This is a genomic window from Streptomyces sp. NPDC037013 (assembly GCF_055607265.1).
Genome location: NZ_JBVJRV010000008.1, coordinates 237,213 through 263,026, shown reverse-complemented (window position 1 = coordinate 263,026; position 25,814 = coordinate 237,213). Strand labels below are relative to the sequence as shown.

The 25,814-nt window shown below is 72.8% G+C and carries 22 protein-coding genes; 5 read left to right on the top strand and 17 right to left on the bottom strand.

Going from position 1 to position 25,814, the window contains the following annotated elements:
- The first annotated feature begins 299 nt into the window (after positions 1-299).
- The gene (locus ACZ7DY_RS29570) at positions 300-1,646 is read left to right on the top strand and encodes a serine/threonine-protein kinase (RefSeq protein WP_471140479.1); all 1,347 of its coding nucleotides are present in this window, start codon (positions 300-302) and stop codon (positions 1,644-1,646) included.
- A gap of 24 nt (positions 1,647-1,670) precedes the next feature.
- On the opposite strand, the gene ACZ7DY_RS29565 is transcribed toward ACZ7DY_RS29570, so the two are convergent.
- The 9 genes from ACZ7DY_RS29565 to ACZ7DY_RS29525 form a co-directional block, all read right to left on the bottom strand.
- Positions 1,671-2,489 (bottom strand): TrmH family RNA methyltransferase, encoded by an 819-nt coding sequence (locus ACZ7DY_RS29565; protein WP_471140476.1) that lies wholly within the window; start codon positions 2,487-2,489, stop codon positions 1,671-1,673.
- Positions 2,490-2,602: 113 nt separating this feature from the next.
- Entirely contained in the window at positions 2,603-3,835 is a 1,233-nt protein-coding gene (gene cobA, locus ACZ7DY_RS29560) for a uroporphyrinogen-III C-methyltransferase (RefSeq protein WP_471140475.1), read from the bottom strand.
- Between the two features lie 159 nt (positions 3,836-3,994).
- Complete coding sequence (cobT, locus tag ACZ7DY_RS29555) at positions 3,995-8,137, bottom strand: nicotinate-nucleotide--dimethylbenzimidazole phosphoribosyltransferase (RefSeq protein ID WP_471140473.1); 4,143 nt, start codon at positions 8,135-8,137, stop codon at positions 3,995-3,997.
- A 357-nt stretch (positions 8,138-8,494) separates the two neighbouring features.
- Entirely contained in the window at positions 8,495-9,709 is a 1,215-nt protein-coding gene (gene cbiE / locus ACZ7DY_RS29550; protein WP_471140470.1) for a precorrin-6y C5,15-methyltransferase (decarboxylating) subunit CbiE, read from the bottom strand.
- A 171-nt stretch (positions 9,710-9,880) separates the two neighbouring features.
- Positions 9,881-10,564 (bottom strand): GNAT family N-acetyltransferase, encoded by a 684-nt coding sequence (locus ACZ7DY_RS29545; RefSeq protein ID WP_471140905.1) that lies wholly within the window; start codon positions 10,562-10,564, stop codon positions 9,881-9,883.
- Between the two features lie 152 nt (positions 10,565-10,716).
- Complete coding sequence (locus ACZ7DY_RS29540) at positions 10,717-11,556, bottom strand: MetQ/NlpA family ABC transporter substrate-binding protein (RefSeq protein WP_471140468.1); 840 nt, start codon at positions 11,554-11,556, stop codon at positions 10,717-10,719.
- Positions 11,557-11,633: 77 nt separating this feature from the next.
- Positions 11,634-12,383, bottom strand: a complete 750-nt coding sequence (locus tag ACZ7DY_RS29535; protein WP_471140466.1) for a methionine ABC transporter permease — start codon at positions 12,381-12,383, stop codon at positions 11,634-11,636.
- Complete coding sequence (locus tag ACZ7DY_RS29530; protein WP_471140464.1) at positions 12,380-13,438, bottom strand: methionine ABC transporter ATP-binding protein; 1,059 nt, start codon at positions 13,436-13,438, stop codon at positions 12,380-12,382. Before ACZ7DY_RS29530 ends, ACZ7DY_RS29535 begins: the two co-directional genes overlap by 4 nt.
- Positions 13,439-13,851: 413 nt before the next feature.
- Complete coding sequence (locus ACZ7DY_RS29525) at positions 13,852-14,499, bottom strand: HAD family hydrolase (protein ID WP_471140461.1); 648 nt, start codon at positions 14,497-14,499, stop codon at positions 13,852-13,854.
- 139 nt (positions 14,500-14,638) lie between these two features.
- Between ACZ7DY_RS29525 and ACZ7DY_RS29520 the strand changes: the two genes are divergently transcribed.
- Positions 14,639-14,998: a hypothetical protein gene (locus ACZ7DY_RS29520; protein WP_471140458.1), complete on the top strand. Its 360-nt coding sequence runs from the start codon at positions 14,639-14,641 to the stop codon at positions 14,996-14,998.
- Positions 14,999-15,005: 7 nt separating this feature from the next.
- On the top strand, positions 15,006-15,449 hold the full coding sequence (locus ACZ7DY_RS29515; protein ID WP_471140902.1) for a hypothetical protein: 444 nt from the start codon (positions 15,006-15,008) through the stop codon (positions 15,447-15,449).
- A 66-nt stretch (positions 15,450-15,515) separates the two neighbouring features.
- Here ACZ7DY_RS29515 and ACZ7DY_RS29510 read toward each other — a convergent pair whose 3' ends face one another.
- The 3 genes from ACZ7DY_RS29510 to ACZ7DY_RS29500 all read right to left on the bottom strand — a co-directional run bounded on the left by ACZ7DY_RS29510 (position 15,516) and on the right by ACZ7DY_RS29500 (position 17,889).
- Positions 15,516-16,028, bottom strand: coding sequence for a GNAT family N-acetyltransferase (locus ACZ7DY_RS29510; RefSeq protein WP_471140455.1), 513 nt, complete (start codon positions 16,026-16,028; stop codon positions 15,516-15,518).
- A 37-nt stretch (positions 16,029-16,065) separates the two neighbouring features.
- Positions 16,066-16,593: a sigma-70 family RNA polymerase sigma factor gene (locus tag ACZ7DY_RS29505; protein ID WP_471140452.1), complete on the bottom strand. Its 528-nt coding sequence runs from the start codon at positions 16,591-16,593 to the stop codon at positions 16,066-16,068.
- Positions 16,594-16,707: 114 nt separating this feature from the next.
- Positions 16,708-17,889: a glycerophosphodiester phosphodiesterase gene (locus ACZ7DY_RS29500; protein ID WP_471140448.1), complete on the bottom strand. Its 1,182-nt coding sequence runs from the start codon at positions 17,887-17,889 to the stop codon at positions 16,708-16,710.
- 378 nt (positions 17,890-18,267) lie between these two features.
- Between ACZ7DY_RS29500 and ACZ7DY_RS29495 the strand changes: the two genes are divergently transcribed.
- Positions 18,268-18,888: a lysophospholipid acyltransferase family protein gene (locus tag ACZ7DY_RS29495; RefSeq protein ID WP_223828252.1), complete on the top strand. Its 621-nt coding sequence runs from the start codon at positions 18,268-18,270 to the stop codon at positions 18,886-18,888.
- A 206-nt stretch (positions 18,889-19,094) separates the two neighbouring features.
- Here the strand turns inward: ACZ7DY_RS29495 and ACZ7DY_RS29490 are convergent, their stop codons facing one another.
- The 5 genes from ACZ7DY_RS29490 to ACZ7DY_RS29470 all read right to left on the bottom strand — a co-directional run bounded on the left by ACZ7DY_RS29490 (position 19,095) and on the right by ACZ7DY_RS29470 (position 25,004).
- On the bottom strand, positions 19,095-20,642 hold the full coding sequence (locus tag ACZ7DY_RS29490) for an MFS transporter (protein WP_471140444.1): 1,548 nt from the start codon (positions 20,640-20,642) through the stop codon (positions 19,095-19,097).
- A complete protein-coding gene (locus tag ACZ7DY_RS29485; protein ID WP_471140442.1) occupies positions 20,639-21,190 on the bottom strand; it encodes a TetR/AcrR family transcriptional regulator in 552 nt (183 codons plus the stop codon). The genes ACZ7DY_RS29490 and ACZ7DY_RS29485 overlap by 4 nt, the downstream gene beginning before the upstream one ends.
- An 83-nt stretch (positions 21,191-21,273) precedes the next feature.
- Complete coding sequence (locus tag ACZ7DY_RS29480) at positions 21,274-22,248, bottom strand: aldo/keto reductase (protein WP_471140440.1); 975 nt, start codon at positions 22,246-22,248, stop codon at positions 21,274-21,276.
- Between the two features lie 86 nt (positions 22,249-22,334).
- Positions 22,335-23,765 (bottom strand): argininosuccinate lyase, encoded by a 1,431-nt coding sequence (gene argH / locus ACZ7DY_RS29475; RefSeq protein ID WP_471140438.1) that lies wholly within the window; start codon positions 23,763-23,765, stop codon positions 22,335-22,337.
- Positions 23,766-23,810: 45 nt separating this feature from the next.
- Positions 23,811-25,004, bottom strand: a complete 1,194-nt coding sequence (locus tag ACZ7DY_RS29470; protein WP_471140435.1) for an argininosuccinate synthase — start codon at positions 25,002-25,004, stop codon at positions 23,811-23,813.
- Between the two features lie 177 nt (positions 25,005-25,181).
- Here ACZ7DY_RS29470 and ACZ7DY_RS29465 point away from each other — a divergent pair, with 177 nt between their 5' ends.
- Positions 25,182-25,796 (top strand): pyridoxamine 5'-phosphate oxidase family protein, encoded by a 615-nt coding sequence (locus tag ACZ7DY_RS29465; protein WP_471140432.1) that lies wholly within the window; start codon positions 25,182-25,184, stop codon positions 25,794-25,796.
- The last annotated feature ends 18 nt before the right edge of the window (positions 25,797-25,814 follow it).

Here is a 25,814-nt window from a genome sequence, read left to right as displayed (position 1 = left end):
ACACCGCCGTCACCACCCCGTGACCTGCCCCGCCCGCCCCCGTCCCGTACGCCCGCCTCGTGATCCAGGGGTACGCGGCCGGTCCGCAGGGGTCACCCCGCGCGGGATCAATCCCCCTTGGGAGGCGGCCGGTTGACGATCCGGGCAGAGGCAACGCCCGTTCGGGCCCCGTCCCCTGACCACTCCTCACGTTTCCCGGCCGCCACGGACAATCGATCGGCCCACGAGGGCGCGGCCTCTGCACGTGCCCGGCCGCGGAAACGTAAGCTGTGGCTCGTCAAACGGACCGGGTAGCGGGGATGGACATGGCGATGATGCGGCTCCGGCGCGAGGACCCGCGTGTCGTCGGCTCGTTCAGGCTGCACAGGCGCCTGGGCGCCGGCGGCATGGGGGTCGTCTATCTGGGCTCGGACCGGCGCGGTCAGCGGGTCGCGCTGAAGGTGATCCGGCCCGATCTGGCGGAGGATCAGGAGTTCCGTTCGCGGTTCGCGCGGGAGGTCTCGGCCGCCCGCCGCATCCGCGGCGGCTGCACGGCGCGGCTCGTCGCCGCCGACCTCGACGCGGACCGGCCGTGGTTCGCCACGCAGTACGTGCCCGGCCCCTCGCTGCACGACAAGGTCGCCGCCGAGGGACCGCTCTCCGCGGCCGATGTGGCGGTGGTCGGATCGGCGCTGGCCGAGGGGCTGGTGGCCGTACACGAGGCCGGTGTCGTGCACCGCGACCTGAAGCCGTCGAACATCCTGCTGTCGCCGAAGGGCCCGCGGATCATCGACTTCGGCATCGCGTGGGCCACCGGCGCCTCCACCCTCACGCACGTCGGGACGGCGGTCGGCTCGCCCGGCTTCCTCGCGCCCGAACAGGTGCGCGGCGCCGCGGTCACGCCCGCGACCGACGTCTTCGCGCTCGGCGCCACGCTCGCGTACGCGGGCATGGCGGACTCGCCCTTCGGACACGGCAGTTCCGAGGTCATGCTCTACCGGGTGGTGCACGAGGAGGCGCAGCTGCACGGCGTGCCCGACGCGCTCGCGCCGCTGATCCGGGCCTGCCTCGCCAAGGACCCCGAGGAGCGGCCGAGCACCCTCCAACTCTCGCTGCGGCTGAAGGAGATCGCCGCCCGCGAGGCGCAGGGGATCGGTGACGTACGGCCGCCCGCGCCCCGCCCCAGCCACGACCAGCCGACGGGCCGGCACGTCGAGGCGTACACGGACGCGCGCGGCCAGCGCCGCACCGCTCCTGGCGCCGCGCCCGCGCCCCGCAGCGGGCCGCCGCGGACCGGCTCGTCCAGGCCGGGCGGCTCCCGGTCCGGTTCCCGGCCCTCCGGCCCCCGCAACACCACGCGTTCGGGCGGCAGGCCCGCACCGCGCAGCGGCGCGGGACGCCCGGGTCCGCGCACCACGGGAACGGGCCGTCGGGGTCCCGCCAATCCGCGGCTGCTGCGGCAGCGGCTCACCGTGTTCGTGGTCGTGACCCTGCTGGTGGCGCTCGGCATCGCGGCGGCGCAGGGGTGTCAGGGCCCGGCGCGGGGCCTCGGGGACGAGCGCGGCGGCGACACGAAGCAGCACACGCGGCCCAGCCCCTCGTACACGCCGCTGGACGGGCAGCGCATGGCCGAGCACTTCGAGTCGACCTTCGAGCTCGAGGACTGACGCCTCGGACTCCCGGGCCGGGGCTCAGGAGTGCGGGCGGCCCGTCGCGACCGCGTAGAAGGCGACCGCGGCCGCCGCGCCCACGTTGAGCGAGTCCACGCCGTGGGCCATCGGGATGCGGACCCATTCGTCGGCGGCGACCAGCGCCTGCCTGGAGAGTCCGTCGCCCTCGGCGCCCAGCATCAGCGCGACGCGGTCCATACGGTGCGGTGCCGCCTCGTCCAGGGACTTGGCCTTCTCGTCCGGGGTGAGGGCGAGGAGGTTGAACCCCGCCTCGCGCACGCCCTCCAGGCCCCTGGGCCAGGACTCCAGGCGGGCATACGGCACGGAGAAGACGGCGCCCATGGAGACCTTCACCGAGCGGCGGTAGAGCGGGTCCGCGCAGTCCGGGGAGAGCAGCACCGCGTCCATGCCGAGCGCGGCGGCGGACCGGAAGATGGCGCCGATGTTGGTGTGGTCGTTCACCGCCTCCATCACCACGACGCGGCGGCTGGTCGCGAGGATCTCGTCCGCGGTGGGCAGCGGCTTGCGCTGCATGGAGGCGAGGGCGCCGCGGTGCACGTGGTAGCCGGTGACCCGCTCGGCGAGGTCGGGGCTGACCGCGTACACCGGGGCCGGGAGCTCGTCGATGACGTCGCGCATGACGTCGACCCACTTGGCCGACAGGAGCATCGACCGCATCTCGTAGCCGGCGTCCTTGGCCCGTCTGATGACCTTCTCGCCCTCCGCGATGAACAGGCCCTCGGCCGGTTCGCGCCTGCGGCGCAGCTCGACGTCGGTCAGGCCTGTGTAGTCGCGCAGGCGCGGGTCGTCGGGGTCGTCGACGGTGATGAGATCAGCCACAGGGTGATACTGCCTTGTCCTGGGTGTGGTGCCAACGGCGGGGGACGGGTTCCGTTACCGCTGGTTACTCGGGTGGTTCTCGGGGCCCGCCGGGCGGGCGGGCCCCCGGGGCGCTAGGGCAGGGCCTGGGGGCCGACCTTCACGACGTCCCCGATGACGATGACCGCCGGCGGCTTCACCTCGTGGGTGCGCACCGCCTCGGCGACCGTGGCGAGCGTGGCGTCGACGCGGCGCTGGGCGGCGGTCGTGCCCTCCTGGATCAGGGCGAGCGGGGTGTCGGCGGGCTTCCCGTGGGCGACCAGCGCCTCGGCGATCTTGCCGATCTTGTCCACGCCCATGAGGATCACGAGCGTGCCGCGGAGCCTGGCCAGGGCCTCCCAGTCGACCAGGGAGCGCTCGTCGTCCGGTGCCACATGGCCGCTGACCACCGTGAACTCGTGGGCGACGCCGCGGTGGGTGACCGGGATGCCGGCCGCCGACGGCACGGAGATCGAGCTGGAGATGCCGGGGACGACCGTGCAGGCGATGCCCGCCTCGGCGAGCGCCTGGGCCTCCTCCATGCCGCGGCCGAAGACGTACGGGTCGCCGCCCTTGAGCCGGACGACGGCCTTGCCCTGCTTGGCATGGTCGATCAGGGCGTTGTTGATGGCCTCCTGGGCCATGAAGCGGCCGTAGGGGATCTTCGCGGCGTCGATGACCTCGACGTGCGGCGGGAGTTCGTCGAGGAGGTCGCGGGGGCCGAGGCGGTCGGCGATGACGACGTCCGCGGCGGCGAGCAGGCGCCGGCCGCGGACCGTGATCAGGTCCGGGTCGCCGGGGCCGCCGCCGACCAGGGCGACACCGGGGGTGCGGGTCCGCAGGTGCGGGGCGACCAGACTGCCGTCGCGCAGGCCCTCGACGACGGCGTCGCGGATGGCGGCGGTGCGGCGCGGGTCGCGGTCCTGGACGTCGCTGGAGAGGACCGCCACGGTGACGCCCTCGGAGCGGCCGGTGGCCGGGGTCCAGGCGGTGGCCGCCTCGGCGTCGTCGGAGCGCACGCACCAGACGCGGAGCGCCTCCGCCTCCGCCGACGCCCGGTCGTTGGCCTCCGCGTCGCTGGTGGCGATCAGCGCGTACCAGGCACCGGCGAGGTCGCCGTCCTCGTAGCGGCGCCTCGTCCAGGTGATCTCGCCCGCGTCCGCCATGGCCTCGACGGAGGGCGTCGCCGAGGGCGAGACGAGGAGGACGTCGGCGCCCGCCTTGATCAACGCGGGGAGGCGGCGCTGGGCCACCTGGCCGCCGCCGAGGACGACGACGCGGCGTCCCGCGAGGCGGAGACCTACGGGGTAGGCGGGGTTTTCGGCCATGGGTCTGGGGCTCCTCGTGCGGGCGGAGTCTTCGTGGTGCGCCACCGCTGCTGCGCTGGAGCGGCTGCTGACGTGCGGGTTCAGTATGGCGGGGGCGGGGCCGGAGGTCTCCCCCAGCCCCGCCCCGGTGCCGAAAACAGGGGCTTCGCCCCGTGGCGGTTACTTCTCGGTGACGCCCGCCGAGTCGAACGTGGCCACCTCGTGCATGGCGCGGGCCGCGCTCTGGACGATGGGGAGGGCCAGGAGCGCTCCGGTGCCCTCGCCGAGACGGAGGTCCAGGTCGACCAGGGGACGCAGGCCCAGCTTGTTCAGGGCCGCCACGTGGCCGGGCTCCGCGCTGCGGTGGCCCGCGATGCACGCCGCGAGGACCTCGGGGGCGATGGCGCGGGCGACCAGGGCGGCCGCGCCGGCGCTGACGCCGTCCAGGATCACCGGCGTGCGCAGGGAGGCGCCGCCGAGGAGGAGGCCGACCATGGCCGCGTGCTCCAGGCCGCCGATCGCCGCGAGCACGCCGATCGGGTCCGCGGGGTCGGGCCGGTGGAGCTCCAGGGCGCGCCGGACCACCTCGACCTTGCGGGTGTGCATCTCGTCGTTGATGCCCGTGCCGCGGCCGGTGACCTCGGCGGGGTCGGTGTCGGTGTAGACGGAGATCAGGGCGGCGGACGCGGTGGTGTTCGCGATGCCCATCTCGCCGGTGAGCAGGGCCTTGTTGCCCGCCGCCACCAGGTCGCGGGCGGTCTCGATGCCGACCTCGATGGCCGCCTTGACCTCTTCGCGGGTGAGGGCGGGGCCGGTCGTCATGTCGGCCGTGCCGCCGCGCACCTTGCGGGGCAGCAGGCCCGGGGTGGCGGGGAGTTCCCCGGCCACGCCGACGTCGATGACGCAGACCTCGGCGCCCACCTGGTTGGCGAAGGCGTTGCAGACCGCGCCGCCGCCGAGGAAGTTGGCGACCATCTGCGCGGTCACCTCCTGGGGCCAGGCGGTGACGCCCTGGGCGTGCACGCCGTGGTCGCCCGCGAAGATCGCGACGGCCGCGGGCTCCGGGATCGGCGGCGGGCACATCCGGGACAGGCCCGAGAGCTGCGCGGAGATGATCTCCAGCATGCCGAGGGCGCCCGGCGGCTTGGTCATCCGCTTCTGGCGTTCCCACGCCTCGCCGAGCGCCTTGGCGTCCAGCGGGCGGATGTTGGCCACGGTCTCGGCGAGCAGGTCGTGCGGGTCCTCGCCGGGCAGGGCGCGGCGGCCGTACGTCTCCTCGTGGACGACCCAGGAGAGCGGGCGGCGCTTGGACCAACCGGCCTGCATCAGCTCGGGCTCGTCCGGGAACTCGTCGACGTACCCCACACAGAGGTAGGCGACGACTTCGAGGTGCTCGGGCAGGCCGAGCGTGCGGACCATCTCGCGCTCGTCGAAGAAGCTGACCCAGCCGACGCCGAGCCCTTCGGCGCGCGCGGCGAGCCAGAGGTTCTCGACGGCGAGCGCCGAGGAGTACGGGGCCATCTGCGGCTGCGTGTGCCGGCCGAGGGTGTGGCGGCCGCCGCGAGTGGGGTCGGCGGTGACGACGATGTTCACCGGGGTGTCGAGGATGGCCTCGATCTTCAGTTCCTTGAACTGCTTCGCGCGGCCCTTGGGCAGGGACTTGGCGTACGCGTCGCGCTGGCGGGCGGCCAGTTCGTGCATGGTCCGCCGGGTCTCGGCGGACTTGATGACGACGAAGTCCCAGGGCTGCGAGTGGCCGACCGACGGGGCGGTGTGCGCGGCCTCCAGGACGCGGAGCAGCACCTCGTGCGGGATGGCGTCGGAGCGGAAGCCGTTGCGGATGTCGCGGCGCTCGCGCATGACGCGCAGGACGGCCTCGCGCTCGGCGTCGGCGTAACCCGGCGCGGCGGTCCCCGGGGACACCGCCGGCTCGGGGAGCCCGGCGTCCGGCGCGGCCGGCGCCTCGGGCGCCGTCAGGAACTCGGGGGCCTCGGCGTCGTCCACCACGAGGAGCCCGGGGGCTTCCTGCGTCACACCGGCCTCGTCGGCCTCGGGCGCGGCGGCGGGCGCGAGGTTCTCGGGAACCTCGGCCGTCCCGGGCGCGGGAACGGCGGCGGGGACGGCTACGGGGGCGTCAGGCGCTTCGGCCATCTCGGGTGCTTCGGCCACTTCGGTCACTTCGTTCGCTTCGATCGGTTCGAACGAGATGACGTCGTCGGCCTCGTCCAACTCTGCGGCCGGGTCGGCCGTCTCCGGGGCGGCGGGGAACTCTGCCGGTGCCGCCGCAGGGGAGACAATACGGGGCACAGCGGAGGCGGTCGGTCCCTGGGGGGCCTCACCGGTCCCCGAGGGCTCGCCGCCCTCTCCCGCCAGGTCTTCCGCCGTCTCCTGAACCACCGCTTCCGGCACGGGAGTCGGCTCCGCGGCGGGCGCCTGCGCGGGCTCGGCACCGTCGCGCGGCGCGGGCACGGTGACAGCGGGCTGCGCCACGGCTTCGGGGGCTCCGGCAGGGGCTGCCGAGGCCTCGGCGGTCACGGCCTCGGGGGGCATGGGAGGCATGGGCGCGGAGGTCGCGGGAGGGAGGGGCGCGGCTTCGGGCGCGGTCGGGGTCGGCGCGTCCGTCATGTCCGGCACGTACTGGGCGTCCGGCACGTCCTGTGCAATCTGCGTGTCCGTGGCGCTCTGCACGTCCGGCGCGTTCGGTACGGCCGTCTCGTTCATCGGCGGTACGGGGGCGGGGGCGCTGTCGGCCTCCGCCGGAGCCGGGGGCGCGGACGGCGCTTCGGCGGCCGGGGCTGCGTCGCTCTGGGGGGCGGCGGGCTCCGGGGCGGGCTCGGCGGCCGGGTCCTCCTGCGGGACGACCACGGGGTGCGGCGGCGTCGGGGCGAGGTGCGGCGTGGTCGGGACCGAGCCGTCGACGGGCACGAACTGCCCGATGGGCTCGGCTCCCTGGACACCGCCGGGCTCCCCGTGGCGCGGGGCGTGCGTGGGCGCCCCGGCGTCCTGCGGGCCGTGCGGCTCGGGGCGGCTCGGGCCCTGCGCGGCGTGCCGGGCCTCGGCCGGGTGACCCTCGCCCTGCGCGTGCGCGTGGGCGTGCGGAGGGATCTGCGCCCCGTCCCACGGCTGGGCGCCGGCGACGGCGAAGACGGGCTGGCCGACGGCCGCGGGCACGGCCTGCGCGAACGCCGGCTGCTCCCCCGTGGCGAACTCCGCCGCGAATTCCTGGCCCTCGGCCGGGAACTGCTGCTCCTCCACCGGCGCCTGGCCGGACTCGGCGGCATCCGGGAAAGCGGTGGCCTCGGGGGTGTGCGGCACCGGGGCGTCCGCCTGCGGCGCGTGCTCCGGCGCGTGTTCGGACGCCGGCGCCTCCGCGGGCAGCTCGGCGGGAGCGGCCTCGCCGGGCTGCGGTGCGCCGGAGGTGACACCGGAGGCGTCCGGGCCCTCGGCAACGTCCGAGTCTGAGGCGGCTGAGGGGGCTGAGGCGTCCGAGGCAGCTGTGACGTCAGGGGTGTCCGTGACGTCTGTGACCGCCGGGACGACCGTTTCTGCTGGTGCGGCGTAGGCCACCTGGTCGGACTGGCCCCCGGGCGCGGGCTCCTGCTCCTGCGGCGCCCCCCACGGCATGCCTCCCTGCGGCGGGATCTCGCCGAGCTGCGGGCCCGGCAGTGCCGGCTCGTCGCGCGGGATGTCGAGGTACTCGGGCCCGCTCGTCGGCGGACCCGCGTGGCGCGCGGGCGCGGCGTGCTGGGCCGGGGGCGCGCCGGCGGGGCCCCGGTCGGCGAGCGAGCGCACGGGGCTCGCCGAGCCGTCGGGCACGGCGGGGCCCGAGGGGCCGCGGTGGAGCGGACGGCGGGCGGGTCCCGGGTGGGACGGCGCGGTCACGCCGCCGGGCATGCGCACGCCGTTCAGGTCGACCGAGCCGCTGTCGCGGCCGGAGGTCTCGTGCGGGCCCGGCTGGTGGGCTCCGTGGGCGGGCTGGGCGGGCTGGGCGGCATGGGCCGGTTCCGCGGCCCGGGCGCCACGGCCCCGGCCGGGGGCATGCCCGTGCCCCGGCGCCTGTCCGTGGCCGGGCGCGTGGCCCTGCCCCGCGGCGGCGGCCGCGGCCTGTGCCTCGCTCCACGCGCCCTGGGCGCCCGGCATCAGCAGCAGGTCGTCGTCGTCCGCGGGGTTGTCGGAGGGGTCGCTCGGGTCGACGAAGGTGTACGCACCCGGGGCGGGAACGCCCGGCTGCTGCGCCCCCATGCCCTGCACGGGCCCGGACGGCACACCGTTGCCTGCGCCCTCCGGCAGTCCCTCACCCGGGACCTGGCCGGTGTCGGTCATGCGTAACCCCTCGCCCATCGGTTAGTGCTTACTCGACCACCCCTCGGCCTTCGGCCGGGGAGGCCCCATCGCCCGGAGCGGCGCACCAACCGCCCGTCATCCTCAACGAGCGTGTGCGTCCCGCGGCACGAACCGCGCACCGGACAACAGGCATTGTCCCTGTCCGTCCGCCGCCGTGGCAGCTTGATCGGCCACGGCCCGCTGTGGACTGCGCCACGTTGCGCGTCCTCCGGTCATGCCGTACCACACGCACCCCCCGGAACGGGTGGGCTTTCCGGACATCGACCGGCGAACTGCCGGGGATCCGGGTGCAGTACAACAATCGGCCAGCCTACCTCGCACTCCGCGTCGGCAGGGTCACGGGGAGCGGTCGGGCAGCCGCCCCGAGAGCAGGAACACGACGGTCCGCTTCTCTTCCCGCCAGGCGCGGGTGTCGAGCTCCACGGATTGCAGGAGGGCGCACTCGACGGTGTAGCCGTGTTCGTTCAGGTCCCTGCCGATGAGTTCGGCGGCGTCGCGGGTCGCGGCGTGCGTGACGATGCGCTCCGGACGGCGGTCGGCGACGGCCGAGACCACCGCCGCGCCCCCGCCCCCGACCCGTACGACATCGGGCTCGGGCAGGTCTTCCAGGATGTGCGGGGCGACGCCGTGCACGGTCTGGGCCTGCACCCCGAAACGGCGCACGGCGGCCGTGGTGCGGCCCAGCGCGTCGGGGTCGCGGTCGACGGCGATCACGGCGGCGCCGAAGCGGGCGGCCTCCGCGGTGAAGGCGCCGCTGCCGCAGCCGATGTCCCAGACGAGGTCGCCGGGGCGGGGGCCGAGGCGCGCGAGCTGGGCGGCGCGCAGCCGGTCGGTCTCGCCCTCGCCGAGCCAGATGTCGCCGCCGTACTCCGCGGCGGGCAGCGCCCAGCCGCGCGGGCCGTTGGCCGGCTCCCGCCCCATGATCCAGCCGGTGTCGGCGGCGGGGGTCGTGCCGCCGATGACGATGACGACGTTCGGGTCGCGCCAGGTGTGGTCGGCGGCCTTGTCGGAGGTGACGACGGAGACCTGTTCGCGCTCGGTGCCGAGCTCCTCGCAGATCACGAAGGTGCGGTGGACGTCCTGGAGGAGCAGGCCGAGTTCGGCGGGGCCGGCGCCCGGCGAGGTGAGGACGGCGACCTTGGGGTGGGCGCGGCAGACGTTCACGGCGCGGCGCAGGGTGCGGCGGTGGGCGACGACGACCTCGGCGTCGTCCCAGGGCATGCCGGCGCGGGCGAAGGCCTGGGCGACGGAGGAGACGGCGGGCACCACTTCGACTTCCAGGCCGAATTCCGGGGCGCGCAGGGTGCGTACGACGCCGAAGAAGCCGGGGTCGCCGTCGGCGAGGACCACGGCGGTGCCGCGGTGGGCGGCGATGCGGCGGGCGGCGAGGGCGACGCTGCCGAGGCGGATCCGTTCGGCGCGGGCGGGCAGCTCGTCGAGTGCCAGGTGGTGGGCGGCGCCCGCCACCAGCGTCGCCGCGCCGAGCGCGGAGCGCGCCGCGGCGGTCAGCGGCGTACCGTCCCAGCCGATCACCGTGACCCGGTCGGCCATCTTCGTCTGTCTCCTGGGTTCTCGCGGGTCGTCACTGCGGGGCGGTGGCCGCGTGGGCGCAACCGTGCGCGCGGCCAGGGCGAGCGTACCTGCTGGGAGTCGGGAACGGCCGGGTGGCGGCGGGTGTGCGGCCCGTCGGACACGGGCGCGGGTGCCGCCGGGGCTGCGGGGTCAGTTCCAGTCGGAGAAGGCCGAGAAGCCGCTGTCGGCGAGGGTCTCGGAGACGCCTTCGAGGTCTTCGGGGAGGAGGCTCCACACGATGAGGTCGGTGCGTACGTCCAGCCAGCCGCCGAACGGGTCGCCGCCGTTTCTCGCGCGCGCTATCCAGGCGCCGCGCAGGACGCCCTCGCTGATGCAGCCGATCTTCTGCGCGACCTGCTGGGCCGCGGTGTTGTCGGCGGCGGTGCGCAGTTCGATGCGCTCGAACTTCTGGTCGTGGAAGAGCCATTGGGCGGTGGCGAGCGCGGCCTCCGTGGCGTAGCCCTCGCCGCGGGCCCAGGGGGCGACGACGTAGTTGAGCTCGGTGGAGCGCACCCGCCAGTCGGTGTCGCGGAGTTGGATGATGCCGACGAGGCGCTGGGTGAGGAACTCGGTGACGGCGAGGACGATGCCGCGGCCCGCGGAGCGTTCGGCGGGGGCGAGCCGGGCGATCCAGTCGAGCGCGTCGGCCTCGGTGTAGGGCTGGGGCACGGAGGTCCAGGCCGTGACCTGTTCGTCGTTCATCATCTCCGCGTACGCGGGGACGTCCGCCTCTTCGAGAGGGCGCAGCACCAGCCGCTCCGTGCTGATGGAGACGTCGGGGAACCCCGCTGTGCCCGCTGTGCCCGAGGAGGCTGTAGTCATGCGCCGCTCCATACCCTTCATAGACCTGAAGGACCTTCACCTTTCGGTCTTCTGAAGTGCCCAGCATGCAGCATGTGCGGGCGCAGACGCACCACGGGGTCCTCTCCCGGTGCGGGAGCGGACCCCGTGGGTGTCACGCGCGTCGGACGTCGTCCCGTCTCCGGTCAGAACGCGGCGACGACGGCCCCGTCGTACTTGTCGTCGATGAACTTCTTGACCTCGGGCGAGGTGAGGAGCTTGGCGAGCTTCTTCACGCGCGGGTCGTTCTCGTCGCCCTTCTTGACGGCGAGGAAGTTGCCGTACGGGTTGTCCTTGGCGGGCTCGGCGACGATGGCGTCCTTGGCGGGGCTGAGCGCGGGCTTGGCCTCCAGCGCGTAGTTGCCGTTGATCACCGCGGCGTCGACGTCCTCCAGGGTGCGGGGCACCGTGGGGGCCTCCAGCTCCTTGAACTTGATGTTCTTCGGGTTCTTCGCGATGTCCTTGGGGGTGGCCTCGTAGCCCACGCCCTTCTTCAGCTCGATGACGCCGTTGTCCGCGAGGAGCTTGAGCGCGCGGGCCTCGTTGGTGGTGTCGTTCGGGATGGCGATGGTGGCGCCGTCCTTCAGGTCACCGATCTTCTTGACGCTCTTGGAGTACACACCGAGCGGCTCCAGGTGCACCGTGGCCCCGGGGACGGGCACGATGTCCGTGCCGCGCTTCTTGTTGAAGTCGTCCAGGTACGGCTTGTGCTGGAAGTAGTTGGCGAAGACCTCGCCCTGCTGGACGGCGGTGTTCGGCGTGACGTAGTCGGTGAATTCCTTCACCTGGAGGTCGAGGCCCGCCTTCTTGGCGAGGTGCTTCTGGACGTAGTCAAGGATCTCGCCCTGCGGCGTCGGGGTCGCGGCGACGACGAGCGGGCCGTCCTTGTCGCCCGCGGAACCCTTGTCGGAGCCACAGGCGGAGAGCCCGAGGGTGAGGGCTCCCGCGGCGAGGACAGCGGTGGTGATCTTGGCGGTGTTACGCACGAAAAGTGCCTTTCTCCATGGGTGATGCAGGTGGTGCTGCCCCGCGTGGGTGGCGGGGAGGTCTGCGGGGGCCTGGGTCAGCCGGTCGTCTTGCCGGCCGGCTCGGCGGCGGCGGTGCGGGGCAGCGTGCCGCGCAGCGGCCGGAAGAGCAGCGGCCGTCCGGAGCCGCCGCCGCGCTTGTGCAGGCGGCGGGCCGCGTAGTCGCCGGCGAACTGGATGATCGAGATGACCACGGCGAGGATCGCCACGGTGATCCACATCAGCTCGGTCTCGAAGCGCTGGTAGCCGTAGCGCAGGGCGAGGTCGCCGAGGCCGCCGCCGCCGACGGTGCCCGCCATCGCGGAGTAGCCGATGAGCGCGACGATGGTGGTGGTGGCGCCCGAGATCAGCGAGGGCAGCGACTCGGGGACGAGGACCTTGCGCACGACGGTCCAGGTGGAGCCGCCCATCGACTGCACGGCCTCGACGAGCCCGCCGTCGACCTCGCGGATCGAGGTCTCCACCAGGCGCGCGAAGAAGGGGATGGCGCCGACGGCCAGCGGGACGAGGGCGGCCTCGCGGCCGATCGTGGTGCCGGTGATCCAGCGCGTGAAGCCCATCAGGGCGACCATGAGGATGATGAAGGGCATCGACCGGGCGATGTTCACGATCTGCCCGATCACCTTGTTGAGGAAGGCGTTCTGCAGCAGTGCGCCGCGCTCGGTGAGGACGAGCAGGATGCCGAGCGGCAGTCCGGCGACGACGGCTATCAGCGTCGACCAGCCCACCATGTAGAGGGTGTCCCAACAGGCCTGCTCCAGCAGGGGCTGCATCTCCGACCAGGTCACTTGGCACCTTCCTTGACCAGCAGCGTCTCGTTCCCGGGGGCGTCCGCGCGGTCCTCGCCCGCGATGTCGACCTGCAGCCCCTGCTCGCGCAGGAAGCCGATCGGGACGACGTTCTCCTCGAAGCGGCCGGGCAGTTCGATGCGCATGCGGCCGACCTGCTTGCCCGCGACGGTGTCCATCGCGGCACCGAGGATCGAGATGTCGATGTTGTACGTGCGCGACAGCTGGGAGATGACCGGCTGCGTGGCGGCCTCGCCGTGGAAGGTCACGTCGACGACGGTGCGGTCCTCGCCGGTGGCCTCGCCGCTGACCGGGAAGAGCGCGGCGGCGAGCTCGGAGCCGGGCGTGGCGAGCAGTTCGGTGACGGTGCCGGACTCGACGATCTGCCCGCGCTCCATGAGGGCCGCGGAGTCGCAGACGCTCTTGACGACGTCCATCTCGTGCGTGATGAGCAGGACGGTCAGACCGAGCTGCTGGTTGAGGTCGCGCAGGAGCTTGAGGATGGAGCGGGTGGTCTCGGGGTCGAGGGCGCTGGTGGCCTCGTCGGAGAGCAGCACCTTGGGGTCGCCGGCGAGGGCGCGGGCGATGCCGACGCGCTGCTTCTGACCGCCGGAGAGCTGGGCCGGGTAGGAGCGGGCCTTGTCGGCGAGGCCGACGAGGTCGAGGAGTTCGAGGGCCTTGCGGGAGCGCTGCTGCCCGCTGAGGCCGAGGATCTCCAGGGGCAGCTCGACGTTGTCCTGCACGGTGCGCGACGACAGCAGGTTGAAGTGCTGGAAGACCATGCCGATGCGGCTGCGGGCGCGGCGCAGTTCCTTCCCCGCGCGCGGGCCGCGTCCGGCCAGGGCGGTGAGGTCCTGGCCCGCCACGGTCACCGTGCCGGAGGTGGGGCGCTCCAGGAGGTTGACGCAGCGGATCAGGGAGGACTTGCCGGCGCCGGACTGGCCGATGACGCCGTACACCTCGCCCTCGCGGACGTGCAGGTCGACTCCGTCGAGAGCGGTTACTTCACGACCGCGTGAGCGGTAGACCTTGGTGAGGCCGGAAGTGGTGATCACAGGGGTTTCCGTCACTGTCGAGTGCGCGGCGCGGGTGTGCGCCGGGCACGGGGCATTCGTTCGGAACGCGGCACGGTTCTCGCGGTGGTGGTGCGGGGGAACCGGAGGACGTGTGCGCGGGGCGGGCTCGCTTCCTGCGTCGACTGCTCGGCTTCGTCGAGTACGTCGGTCAGGAGCGCGGCACAGCGGCTTCGCTTCGGGGCGCGAGGCTCAGAGGTGGTGCGGGGGCCCTCAGAAGGCGCACATTCGACACATACAACGAGCACCGGGCGTCGTCATCGCCTCGGTCGCAAGGGTGCGGCTGCTCGTCGTGGTCATGGGCCCAAGTAAAACATGTGTGCGGTGGCTGTCCGCCACCGCTGTCCGTATACCGGACAGCGGTGGGACAGCGGCGGAGGATCGGCTTCCGTGGTTCAGCCGGCGAGCGTGATCTCCACGCCGCCCGGCGTGGCCTGCGCGGACACCTCGGAGAGGTCCTTGACGAGGGCATCGGCGTCGAGCTCCGCGGCCCGGTGGGTTGTGGCCAACGCCACGGTCGTCATACCCGCGGCGCGGCCCGCCGTGAGACCCGCGGGCGCGTCCTCGAAGACCACGCAGCGCGCCGGGTCGGCGCCGAGCTTGCCGGCCGCGAGCAGGAAGGGCTCCGGGTCGGGCTTGCCGCGCGTGATGTCGTCGGCGGCGATGAGGAGACCGGGCCGGATGCCGGCCTCGGCGAGGCGGGCCTCGGCCAGGACGCGGGTCGCGGAGGTGACCACGGCCCAGCGGTCGGCGGGCAGGGAGCCGAGCAGCTCGCGGGTACCGGGCAGCAGGGCGACACCGCCCGCCACGTCGGAGACCTCCAGCTCTTCGATGCGCGCGACGGCCTCGGCGACCTTCTCCGGGGGCAGCAGGTCGGCGGCGATCTCGGCGGCGGGGCGGCCGTGCAGCTCGACCTCGGCGAACGCCTCGGCGGTGATCCCGTACTCCCGCGCCCACCGCGACCAGCAGCGGTACACCGACTCCAGGGAGGAGATGAGGGTGCCGTCGTTGTCGAACAGGAGCGCGTCAGCCTGGATCTTCATGGTGATCGAGGGTACGGGGCACCGCCCGGGGACGCGCATCGGGGCGAGCGGCGGCCCTCGCCGGGCCGGAGGTCCCGGCCGGCGGGGGACGGAAGGGGCGGAGGCGGCGGGCCGGGCGTCCCGTAATAAAGTCACGGACATGCTTGATGCCCTGACGATCGCGACCTCCGTGGCCGCGCTCGCCCTCGCCGCCTGGTGCGGGTTCGCCGCCTACCGCGACCAGCCGACCAAGGACTGGCACTTCATCGGGATGGGCGTGGTGACCCTGCTCGCCGCCCTCCAGCTGATCGTCGGGATCGTCCGGCTCGCGCGCGGCGACGAGGCGGACCAGGGCACCACGATCTTCGTGGCGTATCTGCTCGGCGCGTTCGCCTGCATCCCCGCGGCGGGGTTCATGTCCCTGGCCGAACGGAGCCGCTGGGGTTCCGTGACGGTCGCCGCGGGTGGCGTCGTCCTCGCCGTCCTCGAAGTACGGCTCTACGACATCTGGGGAGGCTGAGGTGACGGTGACCGAGCCCGGCAAGGACGAAGGGGCCACCGCGGACGGAGAGCCCGCGCGCCAGAAGCTGATCACCGGCCCGGGCATACTGCTGGTGTGGCTGTACGGCGTGATGGTCGTCGGCGCGGTGTCGCGCTCGGCCGTGCAGATCTCCACGGACTTCGGCAAGGCCCCGCTCGCCTACTCGCTCTCCGCGCTCGCGGGCCTCGTCTACGGCTTCATCACCTACTCGCTGGTGCGCGGTGGGGCCGCGGCCCGCTCGGCGGCGCTGGTGTGCTGCGCCGCCGAACTGGTCGGCGTGCTCACGGTCGGCACCTGGACCCTGGTGGAACCGTCCGCGTTCCCGGACGCCACGGTCTGGTCGGACTTCGGGATGGGTTACCTCTTCATCCCGGTGATCCTGCCGGTGACGGCGATCTTCTGGCTGAACCGGGCGCGGCGGGCGGCCTGAGCCCACGCCGGGCCGCTGGTCCGGGTCCGCCGGCCACGGAGGCCGGCACGCGACGTCAAGGGACCGCTACGCACTCGCCACGTAGGCGCTCGCCGGCGCGTCCTTGGCGAGGGTCACGACAGTGAGCCGGTCGTCGACCCGCTCGGTCTTCACCGGCGCGTACCCGTGCTTCCGGTAGAGCTGGAGGTTCTGCTCGCTGCGGTGGCCGGTGAAGAGCTGGAAGGACTTGGTGGTGGCGTCCTCGCCGAGCGTCCGCTCTATCGCGTCGAGCAGCCGGCCGCCCAGACCGTGCCGCTGCATCCGGGGGTGGACGATGAGCTTGCCGATCCGCGCCGTCCCCTCGGCGTCGACCGTGCCGCGCACGGAGGCCACCACCTCGACGCCCAGCCGGGCCACCAGCACGGTGCCCGCGGCCATTTCGGCCCGGAGGGAGTCCAGGGACTGGGTCAGGGGTTCTATCGAGTAGTCGCCGTAGATCTCGGCCTCGCTCTGGTAGCAGAGGTACTGCAGTTTGAGGATCTGCTCGGCGGCGTCCGTGTCGTCCGACGCCGCGACCGAGATGGTCACGCTCATGCCCATGTGTGCATGCCTCCCGCTCACCTGCTCCACCGGTTGTCTACCGCTCCATTCCCCTCGGAGCAGGAGCCGCAACCTCCGCCGCCAGCATTCTGCGCAGGCATCCCAGGCAACGGGAACGTTCCGGCCCCAGACTGCCCTGTGACATTCCCAACTCTCCTGCGATTTCCCGGTAGGTGAGGTCCTGCGGGGACAGCAGCGCGGCCATGAGGCGGGGGCAGCGGCCGGGCAGCCTGCGCACCGCGGCGTGCAGGGTGCGGTGCCGGTCGGCGGTCAGGGCGCGCTGTTCGGGGCCGCGCTCGGCGTCGTCGGCGGGCTCGTCCTCGTACGCCACCTCGCGCCGGTCCGTACGGCGGGTGCGGCGCACCTCGGACCGGACGGCGCCGCGCAGCCAGAGCGCGGGGTCGGCGGGCGGGCCCTGCGCCTCCACCCGCTCCAGGAGCCGCAGCCAGACGGCCTGTTCGAGGTCGCCGGGGTCGGTGCCGGAGCCGAGGGTCTCCGCGGACGCCTCGGCGGCGAGCAGCGGGCGCAGGGTGGGGATGAGCGTGGGGATGAGGTCGTACGTCATGCCCGGCGGGACGCGGCCGTTCCGGTCACAGGTTTCCGGAACGGCCGCTTCTCACCCCAACCGGGGCCGGGCGCTCGGCCGTTGACGCGCGTCGCCCGGCGCCCGGGGCGCCCGTCAGTCCCGGGCGAAGTCCGCGGCGGCGAGCAGCGCGGTGTCGCAGTTGTCGGAGAAGATGCCGTCGATGCCCGTCTCGAAGTACGTCTTGAAGGCGCCGAAGGCGTCCCCGTAGGCGTTCGGGTCGGTGCCCTTCCTGAAGTTCGCGGGCAGGAAGGTGTTCTCGTTGCGCATCGTGTACGGGTGCAGGATCAGGTCCGCCGCGTGCGCGTCGTCGACGAGCGTGGTCGGGGTGCCGAGGCTGCCGTCCGCCTTCTTCGGGATGACCAGGTCGAGGGTGGGGCCGATGCCCTGGGCGAACCCCGCCATCCAGCGCAGCCCCTCGGGGGTGATCAGGTCGGCGACGGTGCGCGGGTCGCCCGCCTCGACGAAGTCCCAGGGGCGGGAGCCCGCGGTGGACAACAGGACGACACGGGGCGCCGCGACCAGCTTCGCCAGGCGCTGGATGCTGCTGGGCTCGAAGGACTGCAGGAAGTTGGGCGAGTTCTTCTTGTGCCGGTCGTAGCGGCGCAGCAGTTTGGCGAGCGGCTCCTCCAGGCCGAGGCCCAGCTTGCGGAAGTACGTGGGGTGCTTGGTCTCGATGTGCAGCCAGATCCGCCGGCCGCGCCGGTGCCCCTCCTTCTCCGCCCAGCGCAGGACCTCTTCGAGGGTGGGGATCTCCCAGCGTCCGTCGTAGAGGGTGTTGTGCTGGCGGGTGCCCGGGATGCGCTCCTTGGCGCGCAGCGTCTTCAGCTCGGCGAGCGTGAAGTCCTCGGTGAACCAGCCGGTGAGCTTGGCGCCGTCGACGGACTTGGTGGTCTTGCGGGAGGCGAACTCGGGGTGCGCCGAGACGTCCGTGGTCGCGGTGATGTCGTTCTCGTGACGGCATACGAGATGGCCGTCCTTGGTGGGCACGACGTCCTGCTCGATGACGTGGGCGCCCATGTCGAGGGCGAGCTGGTACGAGCCGAGCGTGTGCTCGGGCCGGTAGCCGCTGGTCCCCCGGTGCGCGACGACGGTGGGCACGGGCAGGCTCCGGTAGCCGCCGTGCCCGTCGTGTCCGCCGCCGTGCCGCTCGCCCGCTCTCGCCACGCCGGGCACCCCCGCCACGGCCGTGCCCGCGCCGAGGACCGCCGCCCCCAGTACCGCCCGCCGGCCCGGGCTCGTCCCCTGCCGCTGCTGACCCGACTCCTGCGTCGCCATTGGCGCTCCTCCCGATGTACTGCCGCCTTGCACCTGACAAAGCGGGACTGATCGTAGGTGGCCGCGAGTGACGTGTGGGAGACCCCCGACGGAACGGCGGGATGACGCGGCATGGCGAGTGGGCGTGACAAGGACCACTGGTTCGGGCCACAACGGCCTCGCGGCCCTACAGTCGTCACAAAGGCGACGGCCCAGGGCAAGAGCGCGCAAAATCAGGTCAACACTGCGTATCGAGTCCATGAACCCGATGTGCAAAGGGCGGTGGCCCGCGAGTAACGTGCTCACCTGCACTTACTCGTCGTCGACCCGTTGACACCGGAGGGCCTGTTGTCCCGTCTAGCGCTCATCAAGGCAGTGCTCGGACCGTTCTTGCGCCTGATGTTCCGCCCACGGGTAGAAGGTGCCGAGAACATCCCGGGGACCGGACCCGTCATCCTGGCCGGAAACCACCTGACGTTCATCGACTCGATGATCCTGCCGCTGGTGACCAACCGCCCGGTGTTCTTCATCGGCAAGGACGAGTACGTCACCGGCAAGGGGCTCAAGGGCCGCCTCATGGCGTGGTTCTTCACCGGCGTCGGCATGATCCCGGTGGACCGCGACGGCGGACGCGGTGGCGTCGCCGCGCTGATGACCGGGCGGCGCATTCTCGACGACGGCAAGGTCTTCGGCATCTACCCCGAGGGCACGCGGTCGCCCGACGGGCGGCTGTACCGGGGCCGTACCGGCATCGCCCGGCTGACGCTGATGACCGGCGCGCCCGTCGTCCCCTTCGCGATGATCGGCACGGACAAGCTCCAGCCGGGCGGCAAGGGTCTGCCGCGTCCCGGCAAGGTGACGGTCCGCTTCGGCGAGGCGATGGAGTTCTCCCGGTACGACGGCATGGACCGTGACCGGTATGTGCTGCGGGCGGTGACGGACTCCGTGATGACGGAGGTCATGCTGCTGTCGGGGCAGGAGTACGTGGACATGTACGCGACCAAGGCCAAAGCGGCGTAGCCCTGCGGGGCTTGAGCGGAGTCTCGGTGCGCCCGCACCGGTGCGGGAGTCTCTCCCGGTGCCGGGGCGGGCGTTCTGGGTTCTGCCACCGGGCTTGGCTGTCCTCTGCGGGTCGCGTGTGGCTGGTCGCGCAGTTCCCCGCGCCCCTAAGGGGCGCACCCGGCGCCGGTGCGGGGTGCGCCCCTTAGGGGCGCCAAGGTGTGTGGTCAGTGGGTTGCCGGCGTGCCTTCCTCCAGTTTTTGGCCCTTCAGGAGGAACCACGCCGCGGCCGCCGTCGCGAGGAGGACCGCCGCGCCGACGCCCGCCGCCAGGCGCAGGCCGTCCACGAAGGCGGTCTGGGCCGAGGAGAGCAGGATGTCCGCCTGGCCGGCCGGCAGGTCCGCCGTCGACTCCACCGCGCCGCCCAGCGATTCGTGCGCCGCGGCCGCCACGTCGGCCGGCGTGCCCGGTGGGGCCGTGAAGTCGCGGTAGACGCCGGTGACGATGGAGCCGAGCAGGGCGATGCCGAGCGCCGCGCCCAGTTCGTACGCCGTCTCGGAGACCGCGGAGGCCGCGCCCGCCTGTTCCTTGGGGACGCTGGAGAGGATGACGTCGGCGGTCACGGTGAAGGAGAAGCCCGCGCCGATGCCGACGACCAGGAGCGCCGCGCCGAGCAGCGGGTACCCCGTGTGCTGGCTCAGCGCCGTGAGCGCGGCGAGGGAGACGCCGACCGCCGCGAGGCCGCCCGCCACCACGATCCGTACCGAGAACCGCCGCGCCACCACGCCCGCGATCAGCCCCGCGCCCACCGCGCCGACCGCCGCCGGGAGTTCGGCGAGGCCCGCCTCGAAGGGGCGCCTGCCCTGCACCAGTTGCAGGAACTGTGAGAGGAAGAAGACAAGCCCGGAGAGGCCGAGGACGGTCAGCAGGTCGGCGAGGACCGCGCCGGAGAAGCCGCGGTTGCGGAACAGCCGCATGTCCAGGAGCGGTGCGGCGAGCGTCAGTTGGCGGCGTACGAACCAGGTGAGCGCGGCGACGCCCACGACGGCGCCGGCCACGACGTCCCAGCGCACTCCGTGCGCGGCCGCCTCCTTGACGGCGTACACGACGGCGATCATGCCGATGAGGGAGAGCACGACGCTGAGCAGGTCCCAGGGGCCGGGTGCCGGGTTCTTGGACTCGGGCAGGAACTTGATGCCGACCAGGACGAGCACGGCCATCACCGGCAGGTTGATGAGGAAGACCGAGCCCCACCAGAAGTGTTCGAGCAGGAAGCCGCCGACGACGGGCCCGACGGCCGCGCCCGCGGAGGCCATGGCGCCCCAGATGCCGACCGCGAGGCTGCGCTCGCGCGGGTCGTGGAAGATGTTCCGGATCAGCGCCAGCGTCGACGGCATCAGGGTCGCGCCCGCGACTCCGAGCAGCGCGCGGGCCAGGATCATCAGCTCGGGGCTGGTGGCGTAGGAGTTGAGGACCGAGACCGCGCCGAAGGCGACGGCTCCGGTGAGCAGCAGTTTCTTGCGTCCGATGCGGTCGCCGAGGCTGCCCATGGAGACGAGCAGGCCGGCGATGACGAAGGAGTAGACGTCGCCGATCCAGAGCAGCTGGGTGCCGGACGGCTTGAGGTCCTCGCTGATGTACGGCGTCGCGAGGCCGAGCACGGTCGCGTCGACGGCGACGAGGAGCACGGCCAGGGCGAGCACGGCGAGGGCGAGCCAGCGGCCGGGGCTGCGCTCCACCTCGGTCCCCGCGGTCTGCCGGTGGGTGCTGGTCATGAGTCCACTCTCCGCTGTGCGCCGCCGATCAGCAGCTCGGCGATCATGTACGAGAAGTCGTTGGCGGCCACCCGGCCGTCCTGCACGGCCCACGCGCCGGAGCCGATGAGGCCGTAGAACGCCTCGGTCAGCCAGCCTGGGGTGAGGTCGATGCGGAGTTCGCCGCTCTCCTGGCCGCGCCGGAAGAGCGCGGCGAGCCGGGCGTCGATGCGGGACCAGCCCTCGTTCTGGGTGTCGCCCTCGAAGAGCTGGTTCTCGGTGTACAGGAACGCGAGGAGGCCGGCGGCCGGCTCGATCTCCCGCACCAGGCGCCGCAGCGCGTCGCTCACGGCGCCCTCGTCGAGCCCGGCCCGGTCGAGCGCGGCCTCGCACTCCTGGAGGCCGAGCTCCTCCAGGGCGCGTACGAGCGCGTCGCGGCCGGCGAAGTGGCGGTGGAGGGTCGCCCTGCTGATGCCCGCGGCGCGGGCCACCTCGTCCATGGTGGAGGTGGCCTTACGGGTGAGGAGGGCCGCGGCGCTGCGCAGGACCTGGTCGCGATCGACTGACATGAAACAACCATAAGCCGCATGAGACAGAAATGTCTCATCGAGAGTGATCGTCCGTGATGGGGCGGCCGGGTGCCGCGCGCCCGTCAGTTCCAGGGCAGCCGCGCCCGGCCCTCCCAGTACGCGGCCGGGTCCTGCGCGAGCCCCACGAGCCGCTCCAGCTGCCCGGCGTCCAGGTCGACGGCGGCGGCGTGCAGGTTGGAGACGAGCTGGACCGAGGTGGCCGCGCCGGACAGGACCACGCCCGCCCACGGCTCGCCCAGGACGGCGGCGAGCGCCACCGCGTCGCAGCCGAGCCCCGTCTCCTCGGCGACCTCGCGGAGCACCGGCGGCGCGTACGGGCCGGCGAGCCTGCCGTTGGCCAGTCCCTCCTTGACGATCACGGTGAGCCCGGCGTCGTGGGCCTCGGCGAGCGCGGGCCCCGCCGAGGTCTCCAGGAGGTTGTACGTGGCCTGGACGGTGCGGAAGAGCGGCTCGCCGTCGACGGTCACGGCGAGCGCGGAGCGGATCGCGGACGCCTGCTCGGGGCCGCTCACGGAGAGCCCGACGGTGACGCCATCGGCGGCGAGCGCGGCCAGCCGGCCGTGCAGCTCCTTGTCGGTGAGCGCCGGGCTCTCGGGCGTCACGGAGTGGATCTGGTAGAGGTCGAGCCGGTCGCCGAGGAGTTCCGCGGTCTCGGCGCGCTGGCGGTCGTACGCGGCGACGCTGTGGTCCTTCACCTCGTGCGGGCCCTCGGCGTCGGTGCGCCACTCCGCCGTGTAGGTGTAGCCCCACTTGCTGCCGATGACGACGTCCCGGACGTCGGGCCTCACGCGCAGCCAGTCGCCGAGGAACTCCTCGGAACGCCCGTACGAGCGGGCCACGTCGAAGTAGCGGACCCCCGACGCGTAGGCGGCGTCGAGGAGTTCGTGGGCGCGCTCGCGCAGGGCCTCGACGCTGCGGGTCGGCGGCAGATCGCTCTCGCGGCCCAGCGTGATGTAACCGGGCCTGCCGACGGCGGCGAGGCCGAGGCCCAGGTGCGCGGTCGGGGTCGTGGCTGCGGCCAGCCGGGCGAAGGGCATCGCGGGCTCCTCGGCTCCTCGTCGTACGGATGTCTCTCGACAACGTAACCCGCGACGCCCTTTTCTCACCTGTGGGCCATGACCCGTCAGCCGCGCGCGCCCGCCCACTCCCGCTGTACCGTCAGATCGGCCTTGACCTCGGCGAGCTGGACGGCGACGGCCGAGGGCGCGGTGCCGCCGCGGCCGTCGCGGGAGGCCAGCGCGCCCGGCACGTTCAGGACGGTGCGCACCTCGGGCGTGAGGTGCTCGGAGATCTTGGCGAACTGCTCGTCCGTGAGCTGGTCGAGCTCGATGCCGTGCGCCTCGCACTCCTTGACGCACTCGCCCGCGACCTCGTGCGCCACGCGGAACGGCACGCCCTGCTTCACCAGCCACTCGGCGATGTCGGTGGCGAGCGAGAAGCCCGCGGGGGCCAGCTCCGCCATCCGCTCGCGGTGCACGGTGAGCGTCGCCATCATGCCGATGAAGGCGGGGAGCAGGATCTCCAGCTGGTCGCAGGAGTCGAAGACGGGCTCCTTGTCCTCCTGGAGGTCGCGGTTGTACGCCAGGGGCAGCGCCTTCAACGTCGCGAGCAGGCCCGTCAGATTGCCGATGAGGCGGCCCGACTTGCCGCGCGCCAGCTCGGCGATGTCCGGGTTCTTCTTCTGCGGCATGATCGACGAGCCGGTGGAGAAGGCGTCGTGGAGGGTGACGAAGGAGAACTCCTTCGTGTTCCAGATGATGACCTCCTCGGCGATCCGGGAGAGGTTCACACCGATCATCGCGGTGATGAAGGCGAACTCGGCGACGAAGTCCCGCGAGGCCGTGCCGTCGATGGAGTTGGCGGACGAGCCGTGCTCGAAGCCGAGGTCCTTCGCGACCGCCTCCGGGTCGAGGCCGAGCGACGAACCGGCCAGCGCGCCGGAGCCGTACGGCGAGACGGCCGTCCGGGCGTCCCACTGCCGCAGGCGCTCCGCGTCCCGGGAGAGCGACTGGACGTGGGCGAGGACGTGGTGGGCGAAGAGGACCGGCTGGGCGTGCTGGAGATGCGTGCGGCCCGGCATGGCGACGTCGGGGTGGGCCTCGGCGAGGCCGACGAGCGCGCCCTGGAGGTCGGCGAGCAGCCCGCCGATGATCCGGGCGTGGTCGCGCAGGTACATCCGGAAGAGCGTCGCCACCTGGTCGTTGCGGGACCGGCCGGCCCGCAGCTTGCCGCCGAGGTCGGGGCCGAGCCGCTCAAGGAGACCGCGCTCCAGGGCGGTGTGCACGTCCTCGTCGGCGATGGTGCCGACGAAGGAGCCGTCGGCCACGTCGGCCTCCAGGCGGTCGAGCCCGCCGAGCATGGCGGTCAGCTCGTCCGCGGTGAGCAGGCCGGCCTTGTGGAGCACGCGCGCGTGGGCGCGGGAGCCCGCGATGTCGTACGGCGCGAGACGCCAGTCGAAGTGGACCGAGGCCGACAGCTTGGCGAGGGCCTCCGCGGGCCCGTCCGCGAAACGTCCGCCCCAGAGCCGGACGTCACCGCCGTTGTTGCTGCTCACTTCACGTGCTCCTCAAGGCTGTTGCTGGTACGGCGGGCCGCGCGGCTACGCGAGGTCCCGCTTGGCGGCGATCTTCGACGAGAGGCCGAAGATCTCGATGAAGCCCTGCGCCTTCGACTGGTCGAACGTGTCGCCCGAGTCGTAGGTGGCGAGGTTGAAATCGTAGAGGGAAGAGCCGGACCTGCGGCCGGTGACGACGGCGCGCCCCCCGTGCAGGGTCATCCGGATCTCCCCGGTGACGTGCCGGTTGGCCTCGTCGATGAAGCCGTCGAGGGCGCGCTTGAGCGGGGAGAACCACAGGCCGTCGTAGACCAGCTCGCCCCAGCGCTGTTCGACCTGCCGCTTGTAGCGGGCCAGTTCGCGCTCGACGGTGACGCTCTCCAGCTCCTGGTGGGCGGTGATCAGGGCGATGGCGCCCGGCGCCTCGTACACCTCGCGGGACTTGATGCCGACGAGGCGGTCCTCGACCATGTCGATCCGGCCGACGCCCTGGGCGCCCGCGCGTTCGTTGAGCCGCTGGATCGCCTGGAGGGCGGTGACGGGGACGCCGTCCAGGGCGACCGGCACGCCCTCCTCGAAGGAGATGACGACCTCGTCGGCCTCCCGGGGCCGCGCGGGGTCGGCGGTGTACTCGTAGATGTCCTCGATCGGGGCGTTCCAGATGTCCTCCAGAAAGCCCGTCTCGACGGCGCGTCCGAAGACGTTCTGGTCGATGGAGTACGGGGACTTCCTGGTGGTGGCGATCGGGAGGCCCTTCTCCTCGCAGAAGGCGATCGCCCGGTCCCGCGTCATCGCGTAGTCGCGGACGGGGGCGATGCACTTCAGGCCGGGGCCGAGGGCGGCGATGCCCGCCTCGAACCGCACCTGGTCGTTGCCCTTGCCGGTGCAGCCGTGGGCGACCGTGCCTGCGCCGTGCTTCTCGGCCGCGGCGACCAGGTGCTTGACGATGGCGGGCCGGGAGAGGGCGGAGACCAGCGGATAGCGGTCCATGTAGAGGGCGTTGGCCTTGATCGCCGGAAGGCAGTACTCCTCGGCGAACTCGTCCCTGGCGTCGGCGACCTCGGCCTCCACGGCGCCGCAGGCGAGGGCGCGCTTGCGGATGACGTCCAGGTCCTCGCCGCCCTGGCCGACGTCGACGGCGACGGCGATGACCTCGGCGCCCGTCTCCTCGGCGATCCAGCCGATGGCGACGGAGGTGTCCAGGCCGCCCGAGTAGGCGAGTACGACGCGCTCGGTCACGGGGACCTCCTCCTCGGAAGTTCATGCGCTGTGATGCATGAGTATGCACTCCACCGTATGTTTCGTCAATCAAGGCCCGGAGATGGCGACCGGGGGCCGGACAGAGGCAGCCGGGCGGGCATAACAGTTCGCCAAAGTAATTAGACAGGGAAAGAATCTTGGTCGATAATCCCGGGCATGGGGAAGACTCACGAACGCATCGACGGCAGGCTCCGCACCTTCATCGAGGGGCAGCCGATGTTCTTCACGGCGACCGCGCCCCTGGCCGACGACGGCACGATCAACCTCTCCCCCAAGGGCCTCAAGGGCTCCTTCGCGGTCATCGACGAACTCACCGTCGCCTACCTGGACTTCGCGGGGAGCAACGCCGAGACCGTCGCGCACCTGCGGGAGAACGGCCGCATCACGCTCATGTGGTGCGCCTTCCAGGGGCCGCCCAACATCGTGCGCGTACACGGCCGCGGCGAGCCCGTCTTCCGCGACGACCCGCGGTTCGCGGAACTCCTCCGCCACTTCCCCGGCATCGACCCGACGCCGCACGGCCTGCGCGCCGTCATCGTCGTGACGGCCGAGCTGATCCGCGACACCTGCGGGTACGCGGTGCCCTTCATGACGTACGACGAGGACCGTGACCTGCACGCCAAGCGCTTCGCCCGCGAGGACGACGCCTCGCTCGGCGCGTACTTCGCGAAGAAGGACCACATCGCGCAGAGCATCGACGGCCTCCCTGGGCTCCCCCTGCCGCTGCCGCCGGCCGTCACCCCGGCACGATCCCCGGACGCTTCCGTGTAACGACCACATACCGAGACG